The organism is Halomonas sp. PAMB 3264 (genome assembly GCF_031954245.1).
Taxonomy (GTDB): domain Bacteria; phylum Pseudomonadota; class Gammaproteobacteria; order Pseudomonadales; family Halomonadaceae; genus Vreelandella.
In genome coordinates, this window is the sequence record NZ_CP134866.1 from 865,286 (window position 1) to 885,340 (window position 20,055).

A 20,055-nucleotide genomic window follows, 5' to 3' on the forward strand; every position below is an offset into this window, starting at 1 on the left:
TCAGGTTTTGACGCGTTGAATGTCCAGCGCGCTTTTCAGGCGACTTTCGAGCACGGTGAAATCCGCCGGCTCGTCGGTGGGCCAGGCGACGGTCAGCGTCACGCCCTGGCCGTCGTAGTCGGCACCCGTAATGGGCGCGCTCTGTTCGTCGAAGTAGGCGCGGGTCTGGGCTTCCTGGGCGAAATCGACCTTTACACGGTAGGACGTACGCTCGACGATTTCGCGCGTAGGCAGCGTCTCGAGGGCTTTATTCACCGACTGAGCATAGGCACGGGCCAGCCCGCCGGTGCCGAGTTTGGTGCCGCCGAAGTAGCGGATGACCACGCAGCCGATTTCACCGAGCCCGCTTCCCGAAAGTGCCTGATACATCGGCCGCCCCGCGGTGCCGCCGGGCTCGCCGTCGTCAGAAAATCCGATATGGGTCTGCTCGCCGGGCGGGCCGGCAATGAAGGCGCTGCAGTGGTGGCTGGCGCTTGGGTGCGCCGACCGCGCCGCTTTTAAAAGCGTCTCGAAGGCCTCTGGCGTCGGTGCGTGGCAAAGCCAGGCGATGAACTGGCTTTTCTCGATGACAAGCTCGGCTTCAAAACGGGTGTCGAGCGCAAGGTCGGGGGCTCGGTAGCGCAAGCGGGGCTCCCTGAAACGGTTAGTGGCGCCGAGTGGTTGCGGCGGGGCTTTCAACGCCCATCACCATGCCCAGCACCTGTATATCGCTATTATGCAGGAAAACCGTCGGCATCGCCTCGCCTTCGGCGCACAGGCGCAGGCCAAGCCGGCTGATCGACAGCTCCTTGAGAGCGATTTCGCGCTGGTTGATCGTCGCGGTGGCGATTTCCCGGTGGCCACCGCGCTGCTGGCGGTGAATCACAATCACGTCGCCGTCAAACAGATTGTACTGCTGCATGCGATGACCGCGAACGCGCAGCGCATAGGTGTTGCGCCGGGTGACTTCACGCTGCTCACCGGTTACCCGCTTAAGGGCGGGGTTACGCGTGCTGGCCGCGACGCGCGAGGCGGTGGCAGGCTCAATCGGTCGTGATGCGATCATCGGTTTCTCTCCAGCAATCGCCCGCTCCCTGGGCGTGAACAAGTGAAAAGCGCAGAGCATGTCTTTTCATACAGTGGTTGGAGTATAAACCTGTTTTTAAATACAGTGCTACCCCTGTAGGGCGTTTACCTGGAGACCGGTTTCAACGCTTGACCGCTCGTACCCGCAACGTCAGGCGCGAGCGGCGTTCACGTCGCTTACCGGGGCCGGCTTGCTGGCGGGAAAGCGCATTTTTGTGTACAGTGCGCGCGAACTTCACGCCCTGGAGATGCCCCTTGAGCCTGCGCCTTCAAGCCCGACAGCTTGCCTGCGAGCGCGACGACCGCTGGCTGTTCGTGGGCTTGAACGTGACGCTTGAACGCGGCGAGATCCTGCGCGTCGAGGGGCCTAACGGCAGCGGCAAGACCACGCTTTTGAAGATTCTCTCCGGGCAGCTCGACGATTATGAAGGCGCGCTTGAGTTCAATGGTCAGCCCCTTCGCACCTGCCGCGATGTGTTTCTGGCGAACCTGCTCTATCTGGGCCACGCGCCCGGCGTGAAGGCGGGGCTGACGCCGCTCGAGAATCTGGCCTGGTATCAGGCGCTGGGCGGTGAGCCGCCGGATGAGGCTGGCTGCGAGCGGGCGCTTAATGATGTCGGGCTTGCCGGGTTCGAGGATACGCCCGTCGGGCGGCTCTCCGCCGGCCAGAACCGGCGCGTGGCGCTTGCCCGGTTGACGCTCACACCCCGGGCGCTCTGGGTGCTCGACGAGCCCTTTACGGCGCTCGACCGCGAAGGCGTTTTGATGCTGGAGCAGCGGCTTTCGCACCACGCCAGAACGGGGGGAAGCGTCATCATCACCACTCACCACGCGCTTGGCGGGCTCGAGCGGGTGCGCCGCCTGCAGCTGGGGTCGGCATGAGCGCCAGCAATGACGGCGCATTAAGGGCGGCGCCTCACGGGGCCGGGCGTGCGTTCATCGCCACGCTCTCGCGCGGGCTCACACTGGCGTTTCGCCGCCGCGGCGAGGCGCTCAACCCGCTGGTCTTTTACGCGCTGGTGATCACGCTCTTTCCGATCGGCATTTCGCCGGACCCCAAGCTTTTGGCCGTGATAGCGCCAGGGCTTTTATGGGTGGCGGCGCTTCTGGCCGCGCTGCTGTCGCTGGATACGCTCTTTCGCGGCGACTTCGAGGATGGGAGCCTTGCGCAACTCATGCTCGCGCCGCAGCCGCTTTGGACCCAAACGCTTGCCAAGGTGTGCGTGCACTGGCTGATAACGGGGCTACCGCTTTCGCTTTCGGCGCCGCTGCTCGCAACGCTCCTGGCGCTTCCCGCGGGCAGCTACGCGGTGCTGACGCTGTCGTTACTGCTTGGCAGCGCCATACTCAGTTTGGTCGGCGCGATCGGCGCGGCGCTCACGGTGGGGCTTGCTCGCGGCGGCGTGCTGACCTCGCTTTTGATCCTGCCGCTCTACATTCCGGTGCTGGTGTTTGGTACCGGCGCCGTCGAGGCGGCCATCGCCGGGCAAAGCGCCTTGCCTTATCTCGCGATTCTGGGGGCGCTTTTGGCGCTTTCGCTGATGCTCGCCCCCTGGGCGATCGCCGCGTCGCTTCGTATCAGTCTCAACGGTTGAGGAGCCGCCATGTGGGCCATCGTGCACAAGTTTGGATCACCCCAGTGGTTTTACCGGCTAAGCGGCCGGCTCACACCCTGGTGCTGGACGCTGGCGGCGCTGTCACTTGGCGCGGGGGGCGTCTGGGGGCTGGCTTTCGCGCCGGCGGACTATCAGCAGGGCGAGAGCTTTCGCATCATCTACGTGCACGTGCCGGCAGCACTCCTGGCCCAATCGGTATTCATTGCGATGGCGTTTTCAAGCCTGGTGTTCATGGTCTGGAAGATCAAGGTGGCCGACATGGCCGCCGCGGTGATGGCGCCGTTTGGCGCGGTGATGACGTTTACGGCGCTGTTTTCCGGCGCCGTGTGGGGCGTGCCGACCTGGGGCACCTGGTGGGTGTGGGACGCAAGGCTCACCTCGATGCTGATTCTCCTGTTTCTCTATCTGGGCGTGATTGCACTGCGCGGCGCCTTTGGTAGCCGCCAAAGCGGGGCTCGGGCGGCGTCGCTTCTCGCCATGGTGGGGGTGATCAACATTCCGATCATCAAGTATTCGGTCGAGTGGTGGTATACGCTCCACCAGTCCGCCACGTTCTCGCTCACCGAGCGCCCGGCCATGCCGGCGTCGATGTGGCTGCCGCTTTTGCTCATGGTGATAGGCTTTTATAGCTTCTTCGCGGCGCTGACGCTTGTGCGCGTGCGCAGCGAAATTTTAAGGCGCGAAGGCGACAAGCGCTGGGTGCGCGCGCTCACGGAGTCCTCTTCATGAGCGCCTTCGACTCACTCGGCGCGTTTTTCGCCATGGGCGGCCACGGCGTGTACGTCTGGTCGGCCTGGGGCGTCACCGCGGCGCTGCTGTTGCTCTGCTTTTGGCAGGCGATGCTCGAGCGACGCGCGCTGCTCAAGGCGCTCTCACGGCGCGCCCGGCGCGAGCGCGCCCGTACCGAGTCTCCCTCCACCCCCACGCCAACCGAGGTCAGCGATGACGCCTAAACGACAACAGCGACTGTTCGCGCTTTTGGGGCTGGTGGTGCTGGCGGCGGTGGCTCTGGGGCTAACGCTCTATGCGCTGCGCGCCAACATCAACCTGTTTTTTAGCCCGGTGCAGATCGCGATGGGCGAAGCGCCGCTCGAGCGCCAGATTCGCGCCGGGGGCCTGGTCAAGGAGGGGTCGGTCGCCCGCGACCCGCAAAGCCTCGATGTCGACTTCGTCGTTACCGACTACGTGGAGGAGGTCGAGGTCTTTTATAGCGGCATCCTGCCGGATCTCTTTCGCGAAGGTCAGGGCGTGGTCGTGGTCGGCGAACTCCAGCGCGATGGGCGAATTCGCGCCGACAAGGTGCTTGCCCGCCACGATGAAAACTACATGCCGCCGGAAGTGGCAAAGGCGTTGGAAGACGCGGGCTACGCGCCGTCGGACTACCAGCAAAAGGCCGCGCGCGTTGCCGAGCGTTTGGCGGCGCCGACCCGCGAGGACGACTAGCCCATGTGGATACGGATGATTCCCGAGGTCGGCCACTTCGCGCTGATTCTGGCGCTTTCGATGGCCGCGCTTCAGGCGATCCTGCCGCTGGCCGGAAGCGCGAGCCGGCGCCCGCTCTGGATGGCGTACGGGGCGCCGATGGCGGCGGGGCAGTTTCTGTTTCTGGGCGCGGCTTACGTGTGTTTGACTGCAAGCTACCTGCTCGACGACTTCAGCGTGGCCAACGTGGCCAACAACTCCAACTCGTTGCTGCCCTGGTACTACAAGGCCAGTGCCGTCTGGGGGAATCACGAAGGCTCGGTACTTTTGTGGAGTTTGATGCTCGCGGGCTGGGGCTTTGCCGCCTCGCGCTTCTCCCGCGCGCTGCCCCGCGACATGGTCGCCCGCGTGCTTGGCGTGATGGGGCTCGTGAGCGTCGGCTTTCTGCTTTTCATACTGCTTACCTCCAACCCCTTCGAGCGGCTGCTGCCCAACGTGCCCGGCGACGGCGCCGACTTGAATCCGCTGCTGCAGGATTTCGGCCTGGTGATCCATCCGCCGATGCTCTACATGGGCTACGTCGGTTTTTCGGTGGTCTTCGCCTTCGCCATCGCCGCGCTGATGGGCGGGCGCCTCGACGCGGCCTGGACGCGCTGGGCCAGGCCCTGGGCGAATCTGGCCTGGGCGTTTTTGACCGTGGGCATCGCGCTTGGCAGCTGGTGGGCGTACTACGAGCTTGGTTGGGGCGGCTGGTGGTTCTGGGACCCGGTCGAGAACGCTTCGCTTCTGCCCTGGCTGACCGGCACGGCGCTTTTGCACTCGCTGGCGGTGACCGAAAAGCGCGGCTCCTTCAAAAGCTGGACGGTACTTCTGGCGATCACCACCTTTGCGCTTTCGCTGATGGGCACGTTTTTAGTGCGCTCCGGCGTGCTCACCTCGGTGCACGCCTTCGCCAACGACCCGGCCCGCGGCTTTTTCATCCTGGTGCTGCTGGGTGTAACGGTGACACTGTCGCTTTTGCTGTTCGCGCTGCGTGCGCCCCGGGTCAGCCACCGGGTCGGCTTTAGCTGGTGCTCGCGGGACGCGCTGTTGTTGATCAACAATTTCCTCTTGGTAATCATGACCGTCACGGTGCTGCTCGGCACCGTTTACCCGTTGATTCTGGACTCGCTGGGCCTTGGCAAGATCAGCGTCGGCCCGCCGTACTTCAACGCGCTGTTCGTGCCGCTTACCCTGGTGATGTGCCTGTTCATGGGGGCAGGCCCCGTGGCGCGCTGGAAGCGCATGCCCTTTGTCGAGCTCAAGCGTACGCTGTGGCTCTCCGGGCTTGCCGCGCTCGTGTTCAGCATGGCGGCGCCGCTGCTCTTCGCCGGGCGCTGGAACCCGTGGGTGAGCCTTGGGCTTCTGGCCGCACTCTGGATTGTGCTGCCGCTGGTTCGCGACGTGGTCGCGACCTGCCGCCGGGCGAGCTCGGTCCGGCGCGGGCTTGGCAAGCTGTCGCTCGCCTACTGGGGCATGGTGCTCGGCCACGTGGGACTCGCCGTGACCATCGTCGGGGTGACGGTGGTGTCGAACTACAACGTCGAGCGCAACGTGCGCATGGCGCCGGACACCGCGGTCGAGGTAGCGGGCTATGAGTTCACCATGCGCGAGCTGACTAGCCGCCGCGGGCCGAACTTTTTGGCGGATACCTCGGTGATCGAGGTGCGCAAGGGCGGCGACGGGCGCGCGTTCATCATGCGCCCGGAAAAGCGGCTTTATCTGGCCACCGGCATGCCCATGACCCAGGTCGCGCTGAGCCCCGGGATTTTTCGCGATCTTTACGTGGCGATGGGCGAAGACCTCGACGACGGCAGCTATGCCATGCGCGTGCAGTACAAGCCCTTCGTGCGCTGGCTCTGGCTCGGGGCGCTATTGATGGCGCTTGGCGGCGTGCTGGCGGTGATCGACCGGCGCTACCGGCGCGCGTCTTCCCCCATCCAACGCGAGGTCACGCCATGAGACGCTGGCTATTGCTACTGCTGCCGCTCGGCTTCGTCGGCATCGCGCTGTTTTTCTACCAGGGGCTTTCGCGCGACCCAAGCCAGCGCGACTCGGCACTCATGGCCCGCGAGTTTCCCGCCTTTAGCGCCACCACGCTTGGCGACGAGACGCGCCGCGTGGACGAGTCGCTTTTGCACGGCCAGCTGACGCTGGTCAACGTGTGGGGCGAGTGGTGCCCGGCCTGCAAGCAGGAGATGCCCCAGCTTCTGGAACTGGCCGATCACGGCATCCGTCTGGTCGGGGTGAACTACCGCGATACCCGCGAGAAGGGCACCGAATTTCTCCAGCAGTACGGTAATCCCTTCGAGGTCAACGTGTTCGACCCCGACGGCGCGCTGGGCTTCGATCTTGGCGTCTACGGCGCGCCGGAAACCTTTCTGGTCGATGAAAAGGGGGTGATTCGCTACCACCACAAGGGCTATATCTCACCAAGCGATGTCCAGGAGCAGATCCTGCCGGAGGTGGAGAAGTGGCGATGATCCGGCGGTTAGTGGGAGTACTGGCGCTGCTACTGGTGGCCGGCTCGGCGCTGGCGGCGATCGAGGTGCGCGAGTTCAGTGATCCGGTGCTCGAGCGGCGCTACGTCGATCTGACCGCTTCGATGCGCTGCCCGCTGTGCGAAAACCAGGCGATCGACGACTCCAGCGCGCCCATCGCCGCCGACATGCGTCAGCGCGTTTTCGAGCTGCTCCACCAGGGGCAGTCGGATGGCGAAATCGTCAATCACATGGTGGAGCGCTTCGGCGAGTACATCCTCTACAACCCGCGCCTTGAAAACCGCACCTACCTGCTCTGGGGCATCCCGGTGGCGCTTGTGGTCCTCGCCGCGCTGGTGCTTTCGCTGATCGTGCGCTCCCGACGCCAGGCGTCGCATCGCGCGCTGAGCCGCGAAGAGCGCGCCCGCCTCGAGGCGCTGATCGACGAGGAGAAGAGCCCATGACGCCGCTCTGGATCGCACTTCTGATCACGGCGCTACCGGCGCTTTGGCTGATGCTGTCGCCGCTTTGGCGAGCGCGGGCGCTGTTTGAGGCTCAGCGCCGTTTTGAAGAGCGCGATGATGCCAACCGCCAGAACGTCGCCATTTTTCGCCGCCGGCTCACCTCATTGGAAAGCGCACTCGATCGTGGCGACATCGACCAGGCGCGTTTTGACGAGGACAAACTCGAGCTCGAGCGAAGCCTTCTTGAGGACACCGCGCCCGCGCCCAAACGCGCGCTGAAAAAGCCAGGCGCCGGGCGGCGGGTCGTGCCGCTGGTGGCGGTAGCGGTGCTCGTCGCGGCGGTGGTCGGCTACCAGCGAAGCGGCGCCGAGGGTGATCTGCGGCTCTACGCGCTGCGAAGTGCCTGGGAGAGCACCCCGGGGCACTCTTTCGAGAGCTACATTGCACCGCTGGAAGCCGAGGCTGGCCGCCAGCCCGGTAACCCCAACGTCTGGGGAACGCTGTTCACGCTCTATCGCGAAACCGGCCGGCTCGAGCAGGCGGCAAAGGCGCTGAACCGGCTGATCGCTATCGAAGGCCGCGCACCGGCGCTTTTGAGCGAACTCGCCGAGCTGCGCTTTTTCATGGCCGAGCGCACGCTGACCCCCGAGGTGCAGGCGCTGGTCGACGAAGTGCTGGCGCTGGACCCGCGCCAGCCCAAAATCCTGAGCCTTCTCGGCGTTCACGCCTTTGGCGAAGGCGATTACGCGCTTGCCATCGACCGCTGGCGCCGGGCGCTGGCAAGCCTTGGCGAGGGCGAGACGAGCGAGGCGCTGCGCGACGGCATTCGCGAAGCCCAGGCGCGTATGGCATCGAGTGAGGCTAACGTTTCGACCGATGGTGTGTTTGAATAGCCCGCTCGTTTTTTCCGTTTTCAAAGAGCCGCGATGCGCCTAACGTCCATACGCCTTACCGGGTTCAAATCCTTCGTCGATCCCATCACGGTGCCCTTCGATGGCAACATGACCGCGATCGTCGGCCCCAATGGCTGCGGCAAGTCCAACATCATCGACGCAGTGCGCTGGGTGATGGGCGAGTCTTCGGCCAAGACCCTGCGCGGCGAGTCGATGGCGGACGTCATCTTCAACGGCTCCACCGGGCGCAAGCCGGTCGGCCAGGCCGCCATCGAGCTCAAGTTCGACAACCGCGACGGCGCCATGGGCGGTGCCTACGCCCAGTATTCGGAAATCGCCGTCAAGCGTCTGGTCACTCGCGACGGCCAATCCAACTACTTCTTCAACGGCCAGAAGTGCCGCCGCCGGGATATCGCGGACCTGTTCATGGGCACCGGGCTCGGCCCGCGCTCCTACGCGCTGATCGGTCAGGGCATGATCTCCAGGCTGATCGAGGCGCGCCCGGACGATCTGCGCGCCACGTTGGAAGAGGCCGCCGGCATCTCCAAGTACAAGGAGCGCCGCCGCGAAACCGAAAACCGCATGCGCCGCACCCAGGAGAACCTGGAGCGCCTGGATGACATTCGCGAAGAGCTCGACAAGCAGCTCGAGCGCTTGAAGCGCCAGGCCGAGGCCGCCAAGCGCTACCAGACGCTGAAATCCCAGGAGTACCAGCTCAAGGGCGAGCTTGCGCTGATTCGCGGTCGCGCCCTGCGTGCCGAGCAGACCCGCCAGGAAGCCCGTGTGCGCGAGCTCGAAATCAGCGTCGAGAAGGACGTGTTCGGCGTGCGCGCCTGCGAAACCCGCCTCGAGCAGGCCCGCGCCCAGCACGACGAACTCGCCGAGGTGCTCGAGCGTCACCAGCAGCAGTTCTTCGAGACCACCACGCGCATCGCCCGCCTTGAGCAGGACCAGGCCCACCGCAAGAGCCGCGAAAGCCAGCTGGCAAGCGATATCGACACCGCCCGGCGCGATCTCGATGAGCAGCGCCGGGTGAGCGAAGGCGACCGCGAGCGCCTGAGTGCGATCGACGAGCGCTGGGAGACGCTGTTGCCGGAGCTCGAAGGCCTGGAGGAGCAGCTCGAGGCGCTGGAGGAGGCGTTAGCCGGCATCAAGCCGACGCTCGAGCACGCCGAGCAGCACTTTGCCGACCTCGACGCCCGCTGGCGCGACGCCAGCCGCAGCGCCGAGCGCGGCCAGGACCAGGTGGCCGATCTGGAGCAGCGCATCAAGCGCCTGCAGGGCGAGCGTGAGCGCCGCGAGCAGCAGCGCGGCGATCTTGACGACACCAACGCCGTGCGCCAGGAGCACGCTCAAAGCCAGACCGAGCTCGAAGCGGCCGAGTGGCGCGTCGAGCAGTTTCAAACCGAGCGCGAGCAGGCCCAGCAGCGCATCAGCGACACCAAAGGTGCGCACCAGCGCGCGCTCAAGACCCGCGATGACAAGCGTGGGGAACTGAGCCGCTGCCAGGGCGAACTCGCCTCACTCAAGGCGCTGATCGACGCGGCGCTTGCCGACCACGACCCGGCGCTCGATGGCCATCTCCAGGCGCTGGGCCTCGAGAGCGCCCCGAGGCTCGGCGAAACCCTGCAGGCCGCGCCCGGCTGGGAATCGGTCGTCTCCTGGCTGCTCGCGCCCTGGCTCAATGCTCGTATGGTGGACGGCGCGGCGCTATCAAAGCTGCCCGAGGCGCTGGCCACCGACTGGTGCCTGATCGACGCCACCGCTCCCAGGACACACAACGACGGCCGGCTCGATGCGAAGGTGGACGGCGCCGGGGCGCTTAGTGAGTGGCTCGCGCGCATTCACGTTTTTGAGCGCGATGACGAGGCCCAGGCGCTTGCCGCCCGTCTGCCTGCAGGGGAGAGCGCGGTCAGTCGGCAAGGGCTCTGGTGCGGGCCGGGGTGGCTTTCGCAGAAAGCGAGCGGGCAGGGCGTCGATGCGCTGCTGGTGACTCGCCGGCGTTTCGACGAACTCAGCCGGGAGCAGGAGGCGCTCGAGCAGGCGCTCGAAGCGCTGGACGCGCAGTGCGAAAGCCTCGCCGAACAGCTTGAAAATCTCGAGCACGAGCGCGGCGAGCGCGACCAGGCCGAGCGCGAACACGGTGCGCTTCGCCAGCAGCTCGCGGTCAAGGAGCAGCGCCTGGCGCAGCGCCTCGAACACCTGGAGGGCCGCGCCGCCGAGATCGACGACGAGCTTGTCACCCTCAAGGAGGACGAGGCGACGCTTACGCTGAACCTCGAGGAGCAGCGCGAGCGCTGGAACGACGCCATGGCAAAGCTCGACGAGGCGGCCACCGCCCGCGAGGAGAGCGTGGAGCAGCGCGCCCGCGCCCGGGAGGAGTTCGAGCGTTTGAGCCGCGAGCAGGCCCCGCTCAAGGCGAGCCAGCAGTCGCTGGCGCTGGAGCGCGAGCGGCTCAACACCGAGCGCGATAGCCTGCGCGCCCAGCAGGCCCGCGCCAAGGAGAGCGACGAGCGCCTGACGCTGCGTATCGAAGAGCTCGAAGAGGCCCGCGAGGCGCTAAGAGAGCCCGACGAACTCGCTGCTGAAGAGCTCGAGGAGCTTTTCCATGAGCGCGAGCAGCGCCAGGCCCGGCTGAGTGACACCCGCGAGCAGGCCCAGGTCATCACCGAACAGCTCAGAAATGACGAGCTCGCCCGACAAAATCACGAGCGCACTCTGGAGCAGAGCCGCGAACAGCTCCAGACGCTTCGCATGGAGGTGCAGGCGCTGACCCTCAAGGCCGCCACCCAGGACGAGGCGCTGGCCGAGCTCGGCCACGATGTCGAGGCGCTCGCCAACGGGCTTGCCGATGATGCCGAGGAGTCGCGCTGGCAGTCGCTTCTGGAAAACACCTCGGAGAAGATCCGAAAGCTTGGTGCGATCAACCTGGCGGCGATCGAGGAGTACGACCAGCAGGCCGAGCGGCGCAACTACCTGGAAGCCCAGCACGCCGAGCTGACCGAGGCGCTGGAGACCCTGGAACGGGCGATCAAGCGCATCGACCAGGAGACCCGGGTGCGCTTTCGCGACACCTTCGATCAGGTCAACGCCGGGCTGCAGGAACTCTTCCCGCGGGTGTTCGGCGGCGGCGCGGCGTGGCTCACGCTCACCGGCGAGGATCTGCTGGAGACGGGGGTGGCGATCATGGCGCGCCCGCCGGGCAAGAAGAACAGCACCATTCACCTACTCTCCGGCGGTGAAAAGGCGCTGACGGCGCTGTCGCTGGTGTTTTCGATCTTCAGGCTCAACCCGGCGCCGTTTTGCATGCTCGACGAGGTCGACGCGCCGCTGGACGATGCCAACGTCGGCCGCTACGCCAAACTGGTCAAGGAGATGTCGGAGAACGTCCAGTTCATCTACATCACCCATAACAAGATCGCCATGGAGGCTGCCGAACGGCTGATGGGTGTCACCATGCAGGAGCCCGGCGTCTCAAGGCTGGTGTCGGTCGGTATCGACGAAGCCGCCGCTTTGGTCGACTAAAGAACGAGGGCAGGCCCCATGAAAGGCGCCCTTTATCCGACGTATCGATGCCAGCCGATAGCGTGGGCGCGGAGCGTTTGATCCCATTGATGAAAAAAATAGCGGCTGGACATATATATAGTATAAAAGGAGCGCTTAACGAGTTTCGTTATAGCGCTCTTTTTAATCAAACTAACGCCAACTCTTGAGCACTTGTCGCGATAATCCCGAGTTGTGCTTGTTTAATGAGCGAGTATGGCGGTAAGATTTTGTCATCATGGGTTAACGCTTCTACACTGAGCACATTTATAAGCGGGACGGAGCGTCATCAAAGACTCGCCGACCGCTAAAGGGCCCGCGGCCCACGTGTCGAATAGCGTTGGCCCGAACAAGCGCTAGGATGGCACTTTTAGCGTTACCGTTTGTCCAAGCGCCGGATTTACTCTGTCGAGTATTGATCGAAATGGCGGATAGCCCGCGTAGAGCAAGCACACGTTGTCCTTTTTATAGCAGTCGCACTATGTTTGGTGGTCGGTGCAGCGTTTGGATGGACGCGAATGATCATCAAGGGTAGCGCCTTTAACCGGTTAAAATGACCCATGGAATGCTCGACATGGAATTAAGAGAGTGGTTAATCATTCTGGGATTGGCGTTGGTGTCGCTTATCGTGGTCGATGGGGTTCGAAGGCTTCAGCGCCAGCGCCGAGTGCCAAGGCTCGACCAGGCGGTCGATAACCTGCCTAAAGCGTCGGCAGAGGAGTTCGATGACGAGGCCAAGGAAGCCGAAATCAACTGGGAGCTTCCCAACGGAGGCGCGCGCGTAGTCAAACCCGCCGACTACAGCGGTTTGGGCAAAAAGCCGCAGCTGGAGCGTCAGGAGCACCCAGGCCCGTCCCGCGTACTCTCCGATTTCAAACGTTCGTTCTCGCGGGCAGCCACGCGTTCCAAAAAGGCGGCCGGCGGCCAGCAGTTTGCTTATGAAGGCGGCTACAGCGATGAGCACGCTGAAAGCGCCTCTCAAGCCCAGCCCGGCGCCTCCAAACGCGCTGCTTTTAAAGCATCAGCAGCAACGCCTGCACCTAAAACGTCTGCCGCAAATGCTTCAGCGTCTGAAATATCAGCCCCTTCCTTCGCCACCGATGAGCCCGTAAGCCCGGCGCCGCAACCCGCTACCGAGCCCGCCCTGGACGGCGCGGAGCGTCAGGAGCCCAGCCTTTTCGTCGAGCCGGCGCCCGAGAGTAGCGCGTCGTCCGTCGAGCCGGTCGAGCCGACCCTTTCTGCTGCCCCGGCCGAGCCTGCACCGGTTCAGGCTAAGCCCGCACCGCTTGATGAAACGATCGACCCGAGCATGACCTCGGAAACGCCCGCTTCGCGCCCGGAACCGCTTTCAAGTGACGAGGCCGTCGCGGCAAGCGAATCGGCCCCGGCCGCCGAGCAGGAGCCGGTGCTTCGTGCCGAGCCCGAAGACACCGCTGCGCACGTCAAGAGCACCGAGGCGCGCAAGCGGCGCCAGCTGCGCGCCCATACCGCCGGCGAGCTCGACGACGATACCGTCGACGAGTACCGGCTGGTCGATTTCGAAGGCATCGGGCGCTCGTTCAAGCGTCGGATGATCGAGCACCGCCAGACCCGCGAGCGTAAAAAGGTAGAAAAAGCCGAGCGGGCGAAGGCGTTGGCCAAGCAAAAAGCTGAGCGTAAGGCGCTGGAAGCCGAGCAGCGCCGTGAAGCCAAGGAGGCCGCCGAGGCCGAAAAGGCGCGCATTGCTCAGGAAAATGCCCGAGCCCGCGAGCTTGAAGCTGCCAACAGCGCGACCCGGTTCGAAAACGATGAGCTTTACAGCGCCGAGCCCTCCATGAGCGCGCTGCGCCGCCAGGGGGGGGAGCGCCGTTATGACGAGCGCTTTGCCGAGCCCCGGAGCGACGACCGCGACGATGGCGATTACCCTGACGAGTACGGCGACGAGTACAGCGATGCGCCGGCGTTTGAAGAGAGCAGCGTATGCGTGCATCCGACGCTTGCGAAAGCGCTTCGCCACGACGTTTCTGGCGCTCGCGCCAGGGACGCACTAACCGACGCGTCGGAAATGGTCGTCATCAGCGTGCTTTCCCGGGATGAAGACGGCTTCGACGGCGGCAAACTGCTGGAGCTGATGATGGCCTGCGGGCTTCGTTACTGCAGCGCCATGGGCGTGTTCCACCGTTTCGAGACCGAAAGCGACGACAGTGCGCTGCAGTTCTCCATGGTCAACGTGGTCAAGCCCGGTACCTTCCCCATCGAGCAGATGGACGAGTTCGCCACGCCCGGCGTCACCTTCCTGATGCCGCTGCCCGGCGCGCTCGACAGCGCCGCCGCGTTCGAGGCGATGGTGGAAACCGCCATGGTAGTGGTGCGTCACATGGGCGGCGAGCTCAAGGACGAAAACCGCAGCGTCATGACGGCGCAAACCATCGAGTTCGCCCGCCAGCGGGTCCACGAGTTCGAACGCCGTCACCGGCTACAGCGCCACGCCCGCTAGCACTTCGTCTGTATGAAAACACCCGCCTGAAAAGGCGGGTGTTTTTGTTTCTGGAGCCGCTGGCTGCCAGGCTTTAGGATATGTCCATCAGAGACCCGCTTCACGGAACCCCAACGCATGAGTCAGCCCTCTATTGAGGTGCTCGAAGAGCTCGCCTCGCTTCGCGCCGAGCTCGACGACGCCAACCACCGCTACTACGTGCTCGACGAGCCCGCGCTGACCGACGCCGACTACGACCGCAAGCTGCAGGCGCTGAAAGAGATCGAGGCGAAGCATCCGGAGCTCGTTACGCCGGAATCGCCTACCCAGCGGGTAGGTGCGGCGCCAGCGGAAGGTTTTCCCGCGGTGGCCCACGCTACCCCGATGCTGTCACTGGACAACGCTTTTGACCGCGACGACATCTTCGCCTTTGCCGAGCGCGTGGCCGAGCGCCTGGAGTGTGACGCAAGCGAGATCGAATTCAGCTGCGAGCCCAAGCTCGACGGCGCGGCGGTGTCGCTGGTGTACGAGCAGGGCGTGCTGACCCACGGCGCGACCCGCGGCGATGGGCGCACTGGCGAAGGCATCACCTCGAATCTGCGCACGCTGCGCTCGATTCCGCTCAGCCTTCGGGGCGACCCGGCCCCGGCGCTGCTGGAAGTGCGCGGCGAGGTCATCATGCGCCATGAAGGTTTCGAGGCGCTCAACGAGCGCGCTCGGGAAGAGGAGGGCCGGGTGTTCGCCAATCCGCGCAACGCCGCCGCCGGCAGCCTGCGCCAGCTCGACCCACGCATCACCGCCAAGCGCCCGCTGGAGTTTCACGCCTACCAGGTCGCCAGGCTCGACCCGGATGCCGGCGACACCAGCCACACCGCACTGATGGCCAGACTCAAGACGCTCGGCTTTCGCTCGAGCAGCGAGCTTGAAACGCTCACCGGCCCCGACGCGGTGGCCCGCTACTGCGACGCGCTGGGCGAGAAGCGTTTGAAGCTGGGCTATGACATCGACGGCGTGGTGATCAAGGTCAATGATCTGCGCGCCCAGCGCGAGCTCGGGTTCGTGGCCCGCGCGCCGCGCTGGGCAGTGGCGTTCAAGTTCCCCGCCCAGGAGGAGGTCACCACGCTCAACGACGTGGAGTTTCAGGTCGGGCGTACCGGCGCCATCACCCCGGTGGCCAGGCTTGCGCCGGTGAGCGTGGCCGGCGTCACCGTCTCCAACGCCACGCTCCATAACGCCGATGAGATCGAACGGCTTGGCGTGATGATCGGCGACACCGTGGCGATTCGCCGGGCCGGCGACGTCATTCCCCAGGTCGTGCGCGTCGACCCCGACAAACGCCCGAAGGCCGCCCGCGTAATCGAGTTTCCTACCGCCTGCCCGGTGTGCGGCTCGGACATCGAGCGCGTCGAGGGCGAGGCAGTGGCGCGCTGTACCGGCGGGCTATTCTGCCCCGCCCAGCGCAAGGAGGCGCTCAAGCACTTCGCCAGCCGCAAGGCGCTGGATGTGGACGGGCTGGGCGAAAAGATCATCGACCAACTCGTCGAGCGCGACTGGGTCAAGACACCGGCGGATCTGTTCGGTCTCACCGCCGAGGGGCTGGCCGAACTTCCGCGCATGGGCGCGAAATCGTCGCAGAACCTGGTCGCGGCGCTCGAAAGTGCCAAAAACACCACCTTCGCACGCTTCGTCTATGCCCTCGGCATTCGCGAAGTGGGCGAGGCGACCGCGGTGAATCTGGCGAGCCACTTCGGCACGCTCGAGGCGCTGATGGCCGCCGATCAGGCCGCGCTCGAAGCAGTCAACGACGTCGGTCCGATCGTCGCCGCCCACGTGCATCTGTTTTTCCAGCAGCCGCACAACCGGGAAACCATCGAGGCGCTGATCGCCTCCGGCCTCACGTGGGAGGAGGCGGAAGTCACGCGCGGCCCAACGCCGCTGGAGGGCCAGACCTGGGTGCTCACCGGAAGCCTTGAGACCATGACGCGCGACGAGGGCAAGGCGCGCCTGCAGGCGCTGGGGGCGAAGGTCGCCGGCAGCGTTTCGAAAAAGACCACCTGCGTGGTCGCCGGCGAAGCGGCGGGCAGCAAGCTGGCCAAGGCCGAGGAGCTCGGGGTCGAGGTGCTGGACGAGGCCGCCTTTACGCAACAACTCAAGCAGTGGGAGCAGGCCGAATGAGCCGATTCATCGAAGTGCCGGCGCGCATGCTGCCGCCGGAAACCCTGAACGCTCTGCTCGAGGCGTTCGTGACCCGACAGGGCTACGACACCACCGACACCAGCGGTGAGGGCATGCACGGCTGGGTAGTCGAGCTCAAGCGCCAGCTCGAGCGCGGCGAGCTGCTCATCGCCCACGATCTGGAGCTCGAGTACACCGAAGTGATGACGCTCGAGCAGTGGCGCGCCTTTGGCCGCGATCTCGCCGACGACGAGGAGGAGGGCGACTACTAAGCGCGTACTGCCTATGAATCGGCGCGAATCAGCGCGCTGATCAGCCGGCGGCCCGGGTGCAGGTGATCGGCGAGCGCGGCCTCGACCGGCAGCGGCTCATTGAGCATCCGGGAGGCGATGACCTCGGCGCACAGCGGGGCGCTGGCAAGCCCCCGGCTGCCGTGCGCCGCCGACACCCAGAGCCCCGGGTGGTGCGCGCCGGGTATGGGCGCCACGCGGGAGGCGTCCTTCGAGAGCGCGGCGTAGTCGCGCTGCCAGGCCTCTGCGTTGGGTACCGGCCCGGCGTAAGGCGTCTTGTCCGGGCTCGCCGCGCGGATCGCGGCCCGCCCGGAGAGCCTTGCCGGCGTCAATGGGCCGCTTGCGCGCTCGAGCGCCTCAACCCATTCGGGCAGTGCGGCCTTGAGCTCGTCGATATTGCGCTGGTGATCCGCCTCACGCAGGTCGCGCTCGCCGTCGTTGGGCACGAAGCTTGCGCCGAAGGTGAGCACGCCCTCCACAGGCGGGCAGACGTAGCCGCCGGCGCACACCACTCTGGACGGGGCGCTCACGCCCTCGGGAAGCGCCAGCGAGCTCACCTGGCCGCGCACTTTTTGCAGGGCGAGCGTTTGCGTCTGGGTGAACGCGTTTGCCTGGTGCGCGCAGGCAATGACGACCTGATCCGCCTCGTAGGCGGTATTATCCCCAAGCGTCAGGCGCCAGCCGGATGCATCGGCTTCAAGCGCGCTCACCTCGGCTTTTTTGAGCGTAATGCGCGGATGGTCCAGCAGCGCCTGGCAAAGTTTCTGGGGGCGTGCCCAGCCCGCCTGTGGATAGAAAAGCGCGTGCTCGGTCTCGCCTGTGACGCCCGCCAGCGTGGCGAGCCCCCCCTGGTGCGCCTGAACCACCGCATCCCCCAGCGGGTGGCGCGCCAAAAAGCGGCGCTGGCGGCTCGCTTCCTTGTCGCTGGTCGCCAGCTGCACCACCCCGCAGGGCGACCAGAACGCCTCACTCCCGTGAAGCCCGCCCAACCAGCGCGCGCTGTACAAAAGCCCCGCCAGATAGAAGCGGCTCTGCCGGTTGGTCTCGACGGCGAGCTTGACGTAGAGCGCGCCCTGGCGGTTGCCCGAGCCGCCGGCGCCCGGCGCTTCGCGCTCGAACACGCTGACCTTCACCCCACGCCGGGCGAGCGCGGCCGCCGTGCAGGCCCCGGCCAGGCCCGCGCCGATCACCGCGACGTGCGCGACTGGCTGCAGCGCTTGCGGAGTGAACCAGGGCGTGTGGTGGCGGCGGTTATCCACCGGCGGGTGGTCGATCTCGCCAGCGAGCATCTCGCGCTTGCGCCCAAAGCCCGGCACTTTACGGATCGCAAAGCCCGCCGCCTTGAGCCCACGCTTGACGATACCGGCGCAGGTGAAGGTGGCGAAGGTCGCACCGGGGTGCGAGCGCGCCGCCATGGCCTCGAACAGCGCGTCCTGCCACATTGCCGGGTTTTTGGAGGGCGCGAAGCCGTCCAGAAACCAGGCGTCGACCCGGCCGTCGAGCAGCGTTAAACGCTCGGTGGTATCGCCAAAGTGAAGGTCCAGCGTCACCCGCTCGCTCAAGTGCAGCCGGTGAATGCCGGCGACGGGGGCGGGCCAGCGCGCGCAGAGTGCGTCGGCGTAGTGGGAAAGCGAGGGCCAGGCGTTTAAAGCGCGGGACAGCGCTTCGACAGGCATTGGGTACTTCTCTGTGGATAACAGATGAAGGCGCGCGCCAGCCTGGGCGTGCTTCTCGAAGCACGCCCAGGCGCTGAGCACGTTGAGCCCGGTGCCAAAGCCCGTCTCGCCGATGACGAACGCCCGTGGCTCGCGCCAGGTGGCAAAGCGCTCGGGCAGCCGGTTGGCGTTCAGGAACACGTGCTCGGTTTCGGCGCGGCCGTCCTCGCGGGAAAAATAGACGTCGCCGAACTGACTCGAGTGCGGGGCGGTGTCTTCCCAGGTCAGCGGCGGGGCGGTCAACGTCTCCAGGGGCGGCATTACAGGGTGGCGCTGGGTCACACGAATATCCGTTGTCGAGGCAAGCGTGAAAAGCGGTTAAAAAATGATCAATTCGTTAATACGGGCGCACTCTCTCGCTTTGAGAAAAGCGTCCGCCGTGTTTTCACAGAGTTTTCCACAGCCTCTGTGCAAAAGCCGGCGGCACCCCCATAGCAGCCCGTAAAAATCAAGGCATTACTTTTTTGAAGGGCTTCACGGTGACGCGGGCGTAGACGCCTGCCGCCACGTAAGGGTCGCTATCGGCAAACGCCTGGGCGTCGTCCAGACTATCGAACTCCGCCACGACCAGGCTGCCGGTGAAGCCGGTATCTCCCGGGCTTTCGCTGTCGATGGCCGGGTGCGGGCCCGCCAGCACCAGACGGCCCTCGTCGCGTAGCGCTTCCAGGCGGGCGAGGTGGTCCGGGCGCGCCGCCTGGCGCTTTTCCAGACTATCGGAAACGTCTTCACTCATGATGGCGTAGAGCATGGGGTGTCCTCGGCGTTAAGCGCAAAGCGTGGTCTGGGGGGCGGGCCGTGAATAAAAATCAGCGTTTCATATCGCGGCGTACATGGTACGGCGCACGCGCGTTAGGTACCATGGCGCGGCGCGTGCAAACGCCCGTATTTATACGTGAAGGCCCCCATTCTGACAAACTCCCCAACCGACGTCATGCCCATGCCCCGACTCCCTGTGACCGTGCTGCCCGAAAGCTTCGAGGCCGACCACGGCTATCCGGTGGATTTGCACATGCATTCCACCGCCTCCGACGGCGCGCTGTCGCCCTTCGATCTCGTCGCGCTGTGCGCAAGCCGCGGGCTTTCTCATATCGCTTTGACCGACCACGACACCATGGACGGCGTGGCTGAGGCGGCACTGGCCTGCGAGCGAGAAGGCCTTTGTCTGATCGCCGGCTGCGAGCTCTCCACGCGCTGGCAGGGCATCAACATTCACGTGGTGGCACTGATGCCGGGGGGCGCCCGCGGGCCGCTCATCGAAGGTCTCGAGGCGCAGCGCCAGGCGCGTATTCAGCGCGCCGAGGTGATCGCCCAGCGGCTGGAGAAGTTGGGGCTCAAGGATGCGCTGGCCAAGGCGCGCGAACACGCCGGAAGCGAGCGCCCGCTGGGACGCCCGGACTTCGCCCGGGCGCTCGTGGCAGAGGGGCTGGTGCCGGACTGGGCCAGCGCCTTCAAGCGCTACCTGGGCAGTGGCAAGAAGGGCGACGTCAAGGCGCACTGGCCCGAGATCGGTGAGGCGGTCGAGTGGGTCGTCGCCTCCGGTGGGGTAGCGGCGATCGCCCACCCGCTTCGCTACGGGCTGACCCGGCGAAAGCGCGGCCAGCTGATGGACAGCTTCGTGGCCGCCGGCGGCCAGGCCGTGGAGCTGGTCAGCGGCCAGCAGAATCCGGACGCCACCCGCGATCTGGCGCGCCAGCTCGTCGAGCGCGACCTGTATGCCTCCCTGGGCAGCGATTTTCACTTTCCCGGCAGCCACGCCGCCCCCGGTAGCACCAGCGCCATCCCGCGCACCGCGGCGCGGCCGATCTGGCAGCATCCGCGGCTAATCCATTTACACGAGGCGCCCGCCGGGCTTCTGCCCGTGGGCACGCCGGCATGACACGGCCATCGTGAGCTATGCT

At 65.6% G+C, this 20,055-nt stretch carries 18 protein-coding genes; 14 read left to right on the plus strand and 4 right to left on the minus strand.

Going from position 1 to position 20,055, the window contains the following annotated elements:
• A complete protein-coding gene (locus RN347_RS03950) occupies nucleotides 1–624 on the minus strand; it encodes a YigZ family protein (protein ID WP_311960254.1) in 624 nt (207 codons plus the stop codon).
• A 19-nt stretch (nucleotides 625–643) separates the two neighbouring features.
• Nucleotides 644–1,045: a LexA family transcriptional regulator gene (locus tag RN347_RS03955; protein ID WP_263584893.1), complete on the minus strand. Its 402-nt coding sequence runs from the start codon at nucleotides 1,043–1,045 to the stop codon at nucleotides 644–646.
• Nucleotides 1,046–1,320: 275 nt separating this feature from the next.
• Between RN347_RS03955 and ccmA the strand changes: the two genes are divergently transcribed.
• From ccmA to RN347_RS04020, 13 genes are all read left to right on the plus strand, one after another.
• The gene (gene ccmA / locus RN347_RS03960) at nucleotides 1,321–1,947 is read left to right on the plus strand and encodes a cytochrome c biogenesis heme-transporting ATPase CcmA (RefSeq protein WP_311960255.1); all 627 of its coding nucleotides are present in this window, start codon (nucleotides 1,321–1,323) and stop codon (nucleotides 1,945–1,947) included.
• Nucleotides 1,944–2,660 carry a heme exporter protein CcmB gene (gene ccmB, locus RN347_RS03965; RefSeq protein WP_311960256.1) on the plus strand — a complete coding sequence of 239 codons (717 nt, stop codon included), beginning with the start codon at nucleotides 1,944–1,946 and terminating at the stop codon, nucleotides 2,658–2,660. The genes ccmA and ccmB overlap by 4 nt, the downstream gene beginning before the upstream one ends.
• Nucleotides 2,661–2,669: 9 nt before the next feature.
• Nucleotides 2,670–3,410 carry a heme ABC transporter permease gene (locus RN347_RS03970; protein ID WP_311960257.1) on the plus strand — a complete coding sequence of 247 codons (741 nt, stop codon included), beginning with the start codon at nucleotides 2,670–2,672 and terminating at the stop codon, nucleotides 3,408–3,410.
• Nucleotides 3,407–3,634 carry a heme exporter protein CcmD gene (gene ccmD / locus RN347_RS03975; RefSeq protein ID WP_311960258.1) on the plus strand — a complete coding sequence of 76 codons (228 nt, stop codon included), beginning with the start codon at nucleotides 3,407–3,409 and terminating at the stop codon, nucleotides 3,632–3,634. The genes RN347_RS03970 and ccmD overlap by 4 nt, the downstream gene beginning before the upstream one ends.
• A complete protein-coding gene (ccmE, locus tag RN347_RS03980) occupies nucleotides 3,624–4,124 on the plus strand; it encodes a cytochrome c maturation protein CcmE (RefSeq protein ID WP_263584888.1) in 501 nt (166 codons plus the stop codon). The genes ccmD and ccmE overlap by 11 nt, the downstream gene beginning before the upstream one ends.
• 3 nt (nucleotides 4,125–4,127) lie before the next feature.
• Nucleotides 4,128–6,104, plus strand: coding sequence for a heme lyase CcmF/NrfE family subunit (locus RN347_RS03985; RefSeq protein WP_311960259.1), 1,977 nt, complete (start codon nucleotides 4,128–4,130; stop codon nucleotides 6,102–6,104).
• A complete protein-coding gene (locus RN347_RS03990; RefSeq protein ID WP_311960260.1) occupies nucleotides 6,101–6,625 on the plus strand; it encodes a DsbE family thiol:disulfide interchange protein in 525 nt (174 codons plus the stop codon). The genes RN347_RS03985 and RN347_RS03990 overlap by 4 nt, the downstream gene beginning before the upstream one ends.
• Nucleotides 6,622–7,086, plus strand: a complete 465-nt coding sequence (locus tag RN347_RS03995; protein ID WP_409365766.1) for a cytochrome c-type biogenesis protein — start codon at nucleotides 6,622–6,624, stop codon at nucleotides 7,084–7,086. Before RN347_RS03990 ends, RN347_RS03995 begins: the two co-directional genes overlap by 4 nt.
• Nucleotides 7,083–7,979, plus strand: coding sequence for a c-type cytochrome biogenesis protein CcmI (gene ccmI, locus RN347_RS04000; protein ID WP_311960262.1), 897 nt, complete (start codon nucleotides 7,083–7,085; stop codon nucleotides 7,977–7,979). The genes RN347_RS03995 and ccmI overlap by 4 nt, the downstream gene beginning before the upstream one ends.
• A gap of 33 nt (nucleotides 7,980–8,012) precedes the next feature.
• The gene (gene smc / locus RN347_RS04005; protein WP_311960263.1) at nucleotides 8,013–11,504 is read left to right on the plus strand and encodes a chromosome segregation protein SMC; all 3,492 of its coding nucleotides are present in this window, start codon (nucleotides 8,013–8,015) and stop codon (nucleotides 11,502–11,504) included.
• Nucleotides 11,505–12,096: 592 nt separating this feature from the next.
• On the plus strand, nucleotides 12,097–13,998 hold the full coding sequence (zipA, locus tag RN347_RS04010; RefSeq protein ID WP_311960264.1) for a cell division protein ZipA: 1,902 nt from the start codon (nucleotides 12,097–12,099) through the stop codon (nucleotides 13,996–13,998).
• 117 nt (nucleotides 13,999–14,115) lie between these two features.
• Nucleotides 14,116–16,152 carry an NAD-dependent DNA ligase LigA gene (ligA, locus tag RN347_RS04015; RefSeq protein ID WP_311960265.1) on the plus strand — a complete coding sequence of 679 codons (2,037 nt, stop codon included), beginning with the start codon at nucleotides 14,116–14,118 and terminating at the stop codon, nucleotides 16,150–16,152.
• On the plus strand, nucleotides 16,149–16,424 hold the full coding sequence (locus tag RN347_RS04020; protein WP_263584881.1) for a YheU family protein: 276 nt from the start codon (nucleotides 16,149–16,151) through the stop codon (nucleotides 16,422–16,424). The genes ligA and RN347_RS04020 overlap by 4 nt, the downstream gene beginning before the upstream one ends.
• Nucleotides 16,425–16,435: 11 nt before the next feature.
• On the opposite strand, the gene mnmC is transcribed toward RN347_RS04020, so the two are convergent.
• Nucleotides 16,436–18,439: a bifunctional tRNA (5-methylaminomethyl-2-thiouridine)(34)-methyltransferase MnmD/FAD-dependent 5-carboxymethylaminomethyl-2-thiouridine(34) oxidoreductase MnmC gene (mnmC, locus tag RN347_RS04025; protein ID WP_409365767.1), complete on the minus strand. Its 2,004-nt coding sequence runs from the start codon at nucleotides 18,437–18,439 to the stop codon at nucleotides 16,436–16,438.
• A 166-nt stretch (nucleotides 18,440–18,605) separates the two neighbouring features.
• Complete coding sequence (locus RN347_RS04030) at nucleotides 18,606–18,905, minus strand: YciI family protein (protein WP_263584880.1); 300 nt, start codon at nucleotides 18,903–18,905, stop codon at nucleotides 18,606–18,608.
• A gap of 189 nt (nucleotides 18,906–19,094) precedes the next feature.
• On the opposite strand from RN347_RS04030, the gene RN347_RS04035 reads away from it, so the two are divergent.
• Nucleotides 19,095–20,033 carry a PHP domain-containing protein gene (locus RN347_RS04035; RefSeq protein WP_263584879.1) on the plus strand — a complete coding sequence of 313 codons (939 nt, stop codon included), beginning with the start codon at nucleotides 19,095–19,097 and terminating at the stop codon, nucleotides 20,031–20,033.
• Nucleotides 20,034–20,055: the final 22 nt, after the last annotated feature.

Coding starts and splice junctions, on each gene's coding strand:
- RN347_RS03955 (WP_263584893.1), bottom strand. CDS start 1,045: ATGATCGCATCACGACCGATTGAGCCTGCCACCGCCTCGCGCGTCGCG.
- ccmB (WP_311960256.1), top strand. CDS start 1,944: ATGAGCGCCAGCAATGACGGCGCATTAAGGGCGGCGCCTCACGGGGCC.
- RN347_RS03970 (WP_311960257.1), top strand. CDS start 2,670: ATGTGGGCCATCGTGCACAAGTTTGGATCACCCCAGTGGTTTTACCGG.
- ccmD (WP_311960258.1), top strand. CDS start 3,407: ATGAGCGCCTTCGACTCACTCGGCGCGTTTTTCGCCATGGGCGGCCAC.
- ccmE (WP_263584888.1), top strand. CDS start 3,624: ATGACGCCTAAACGACAACAGCGACTGTTCGCGCTTTTGGGGCTGGTG.
- RN347_RS03985 (WP_311960259.1), top strand. CDS start 4,128: ATGTGGATACGGATGATTCCCGAGGTCGGCCACTTCGCGCTGATTCTG.
- RN347_RS03990 (WP_311960260.1), top strand. CDS start 6,101: ATGAGACGCTGGCTATTGCTACTGCTGCCGCTCGGCTTCGTCGGCATC.
- RN347_RS03995 (WP_409365766.1), top strand. CDS start 6,622: ATGATCCGGCGGTTAGTGGGAGTACTGGCGCTGCTACTGGTGGCCGGC.
- ccmI (WP_311960262.1), top strand. CDS start 7,083: ATGACGCCGCTCTGGATCGCACTTCTGATCACGGCGCTACCGGCGCTT.
- smc (WP_311960263.1), top strand. CDS start 8,013: ATGCGCCTAACGTCCATACGCCTTACCGGGTTCAAATCCTTCGTCGAT.
- zipA (WP_311960264.1), top strand. CDS start 12,097: ATGGAATTAAGAGAGTGGTTAATCATTCTGGGATTGGCGTTGGTGTCG.
- ligA (WP_311960265.1), top strand. CDS start 14,116: ATGAGTCAGCCCTCTATTGAGGTGCTCGAAGAGCTCGCCTCGCTTCGC.
- RN347_RS04020 (WP_263584881.1), top strand. CDS start 16,149: ATGAGCCGATTCATCGAAGTGCCGGCGCGCATGCTGCCGCCGGAAACC.
- RN347_RS04030 (WP_263584880.1), bottom strand. CDS start 18,905: ATGCTCTACGCCATCATGAGTGAAGACGTTTCCGATAGTCTGGAAAAG.
- RN347_RS04035 (WP_263584879.1), top strand. CDS start 19,095: ATGCCCCGACTCCCTGTGACCGTGCTGCCCGAAAGCTTCGAGGCCGAC.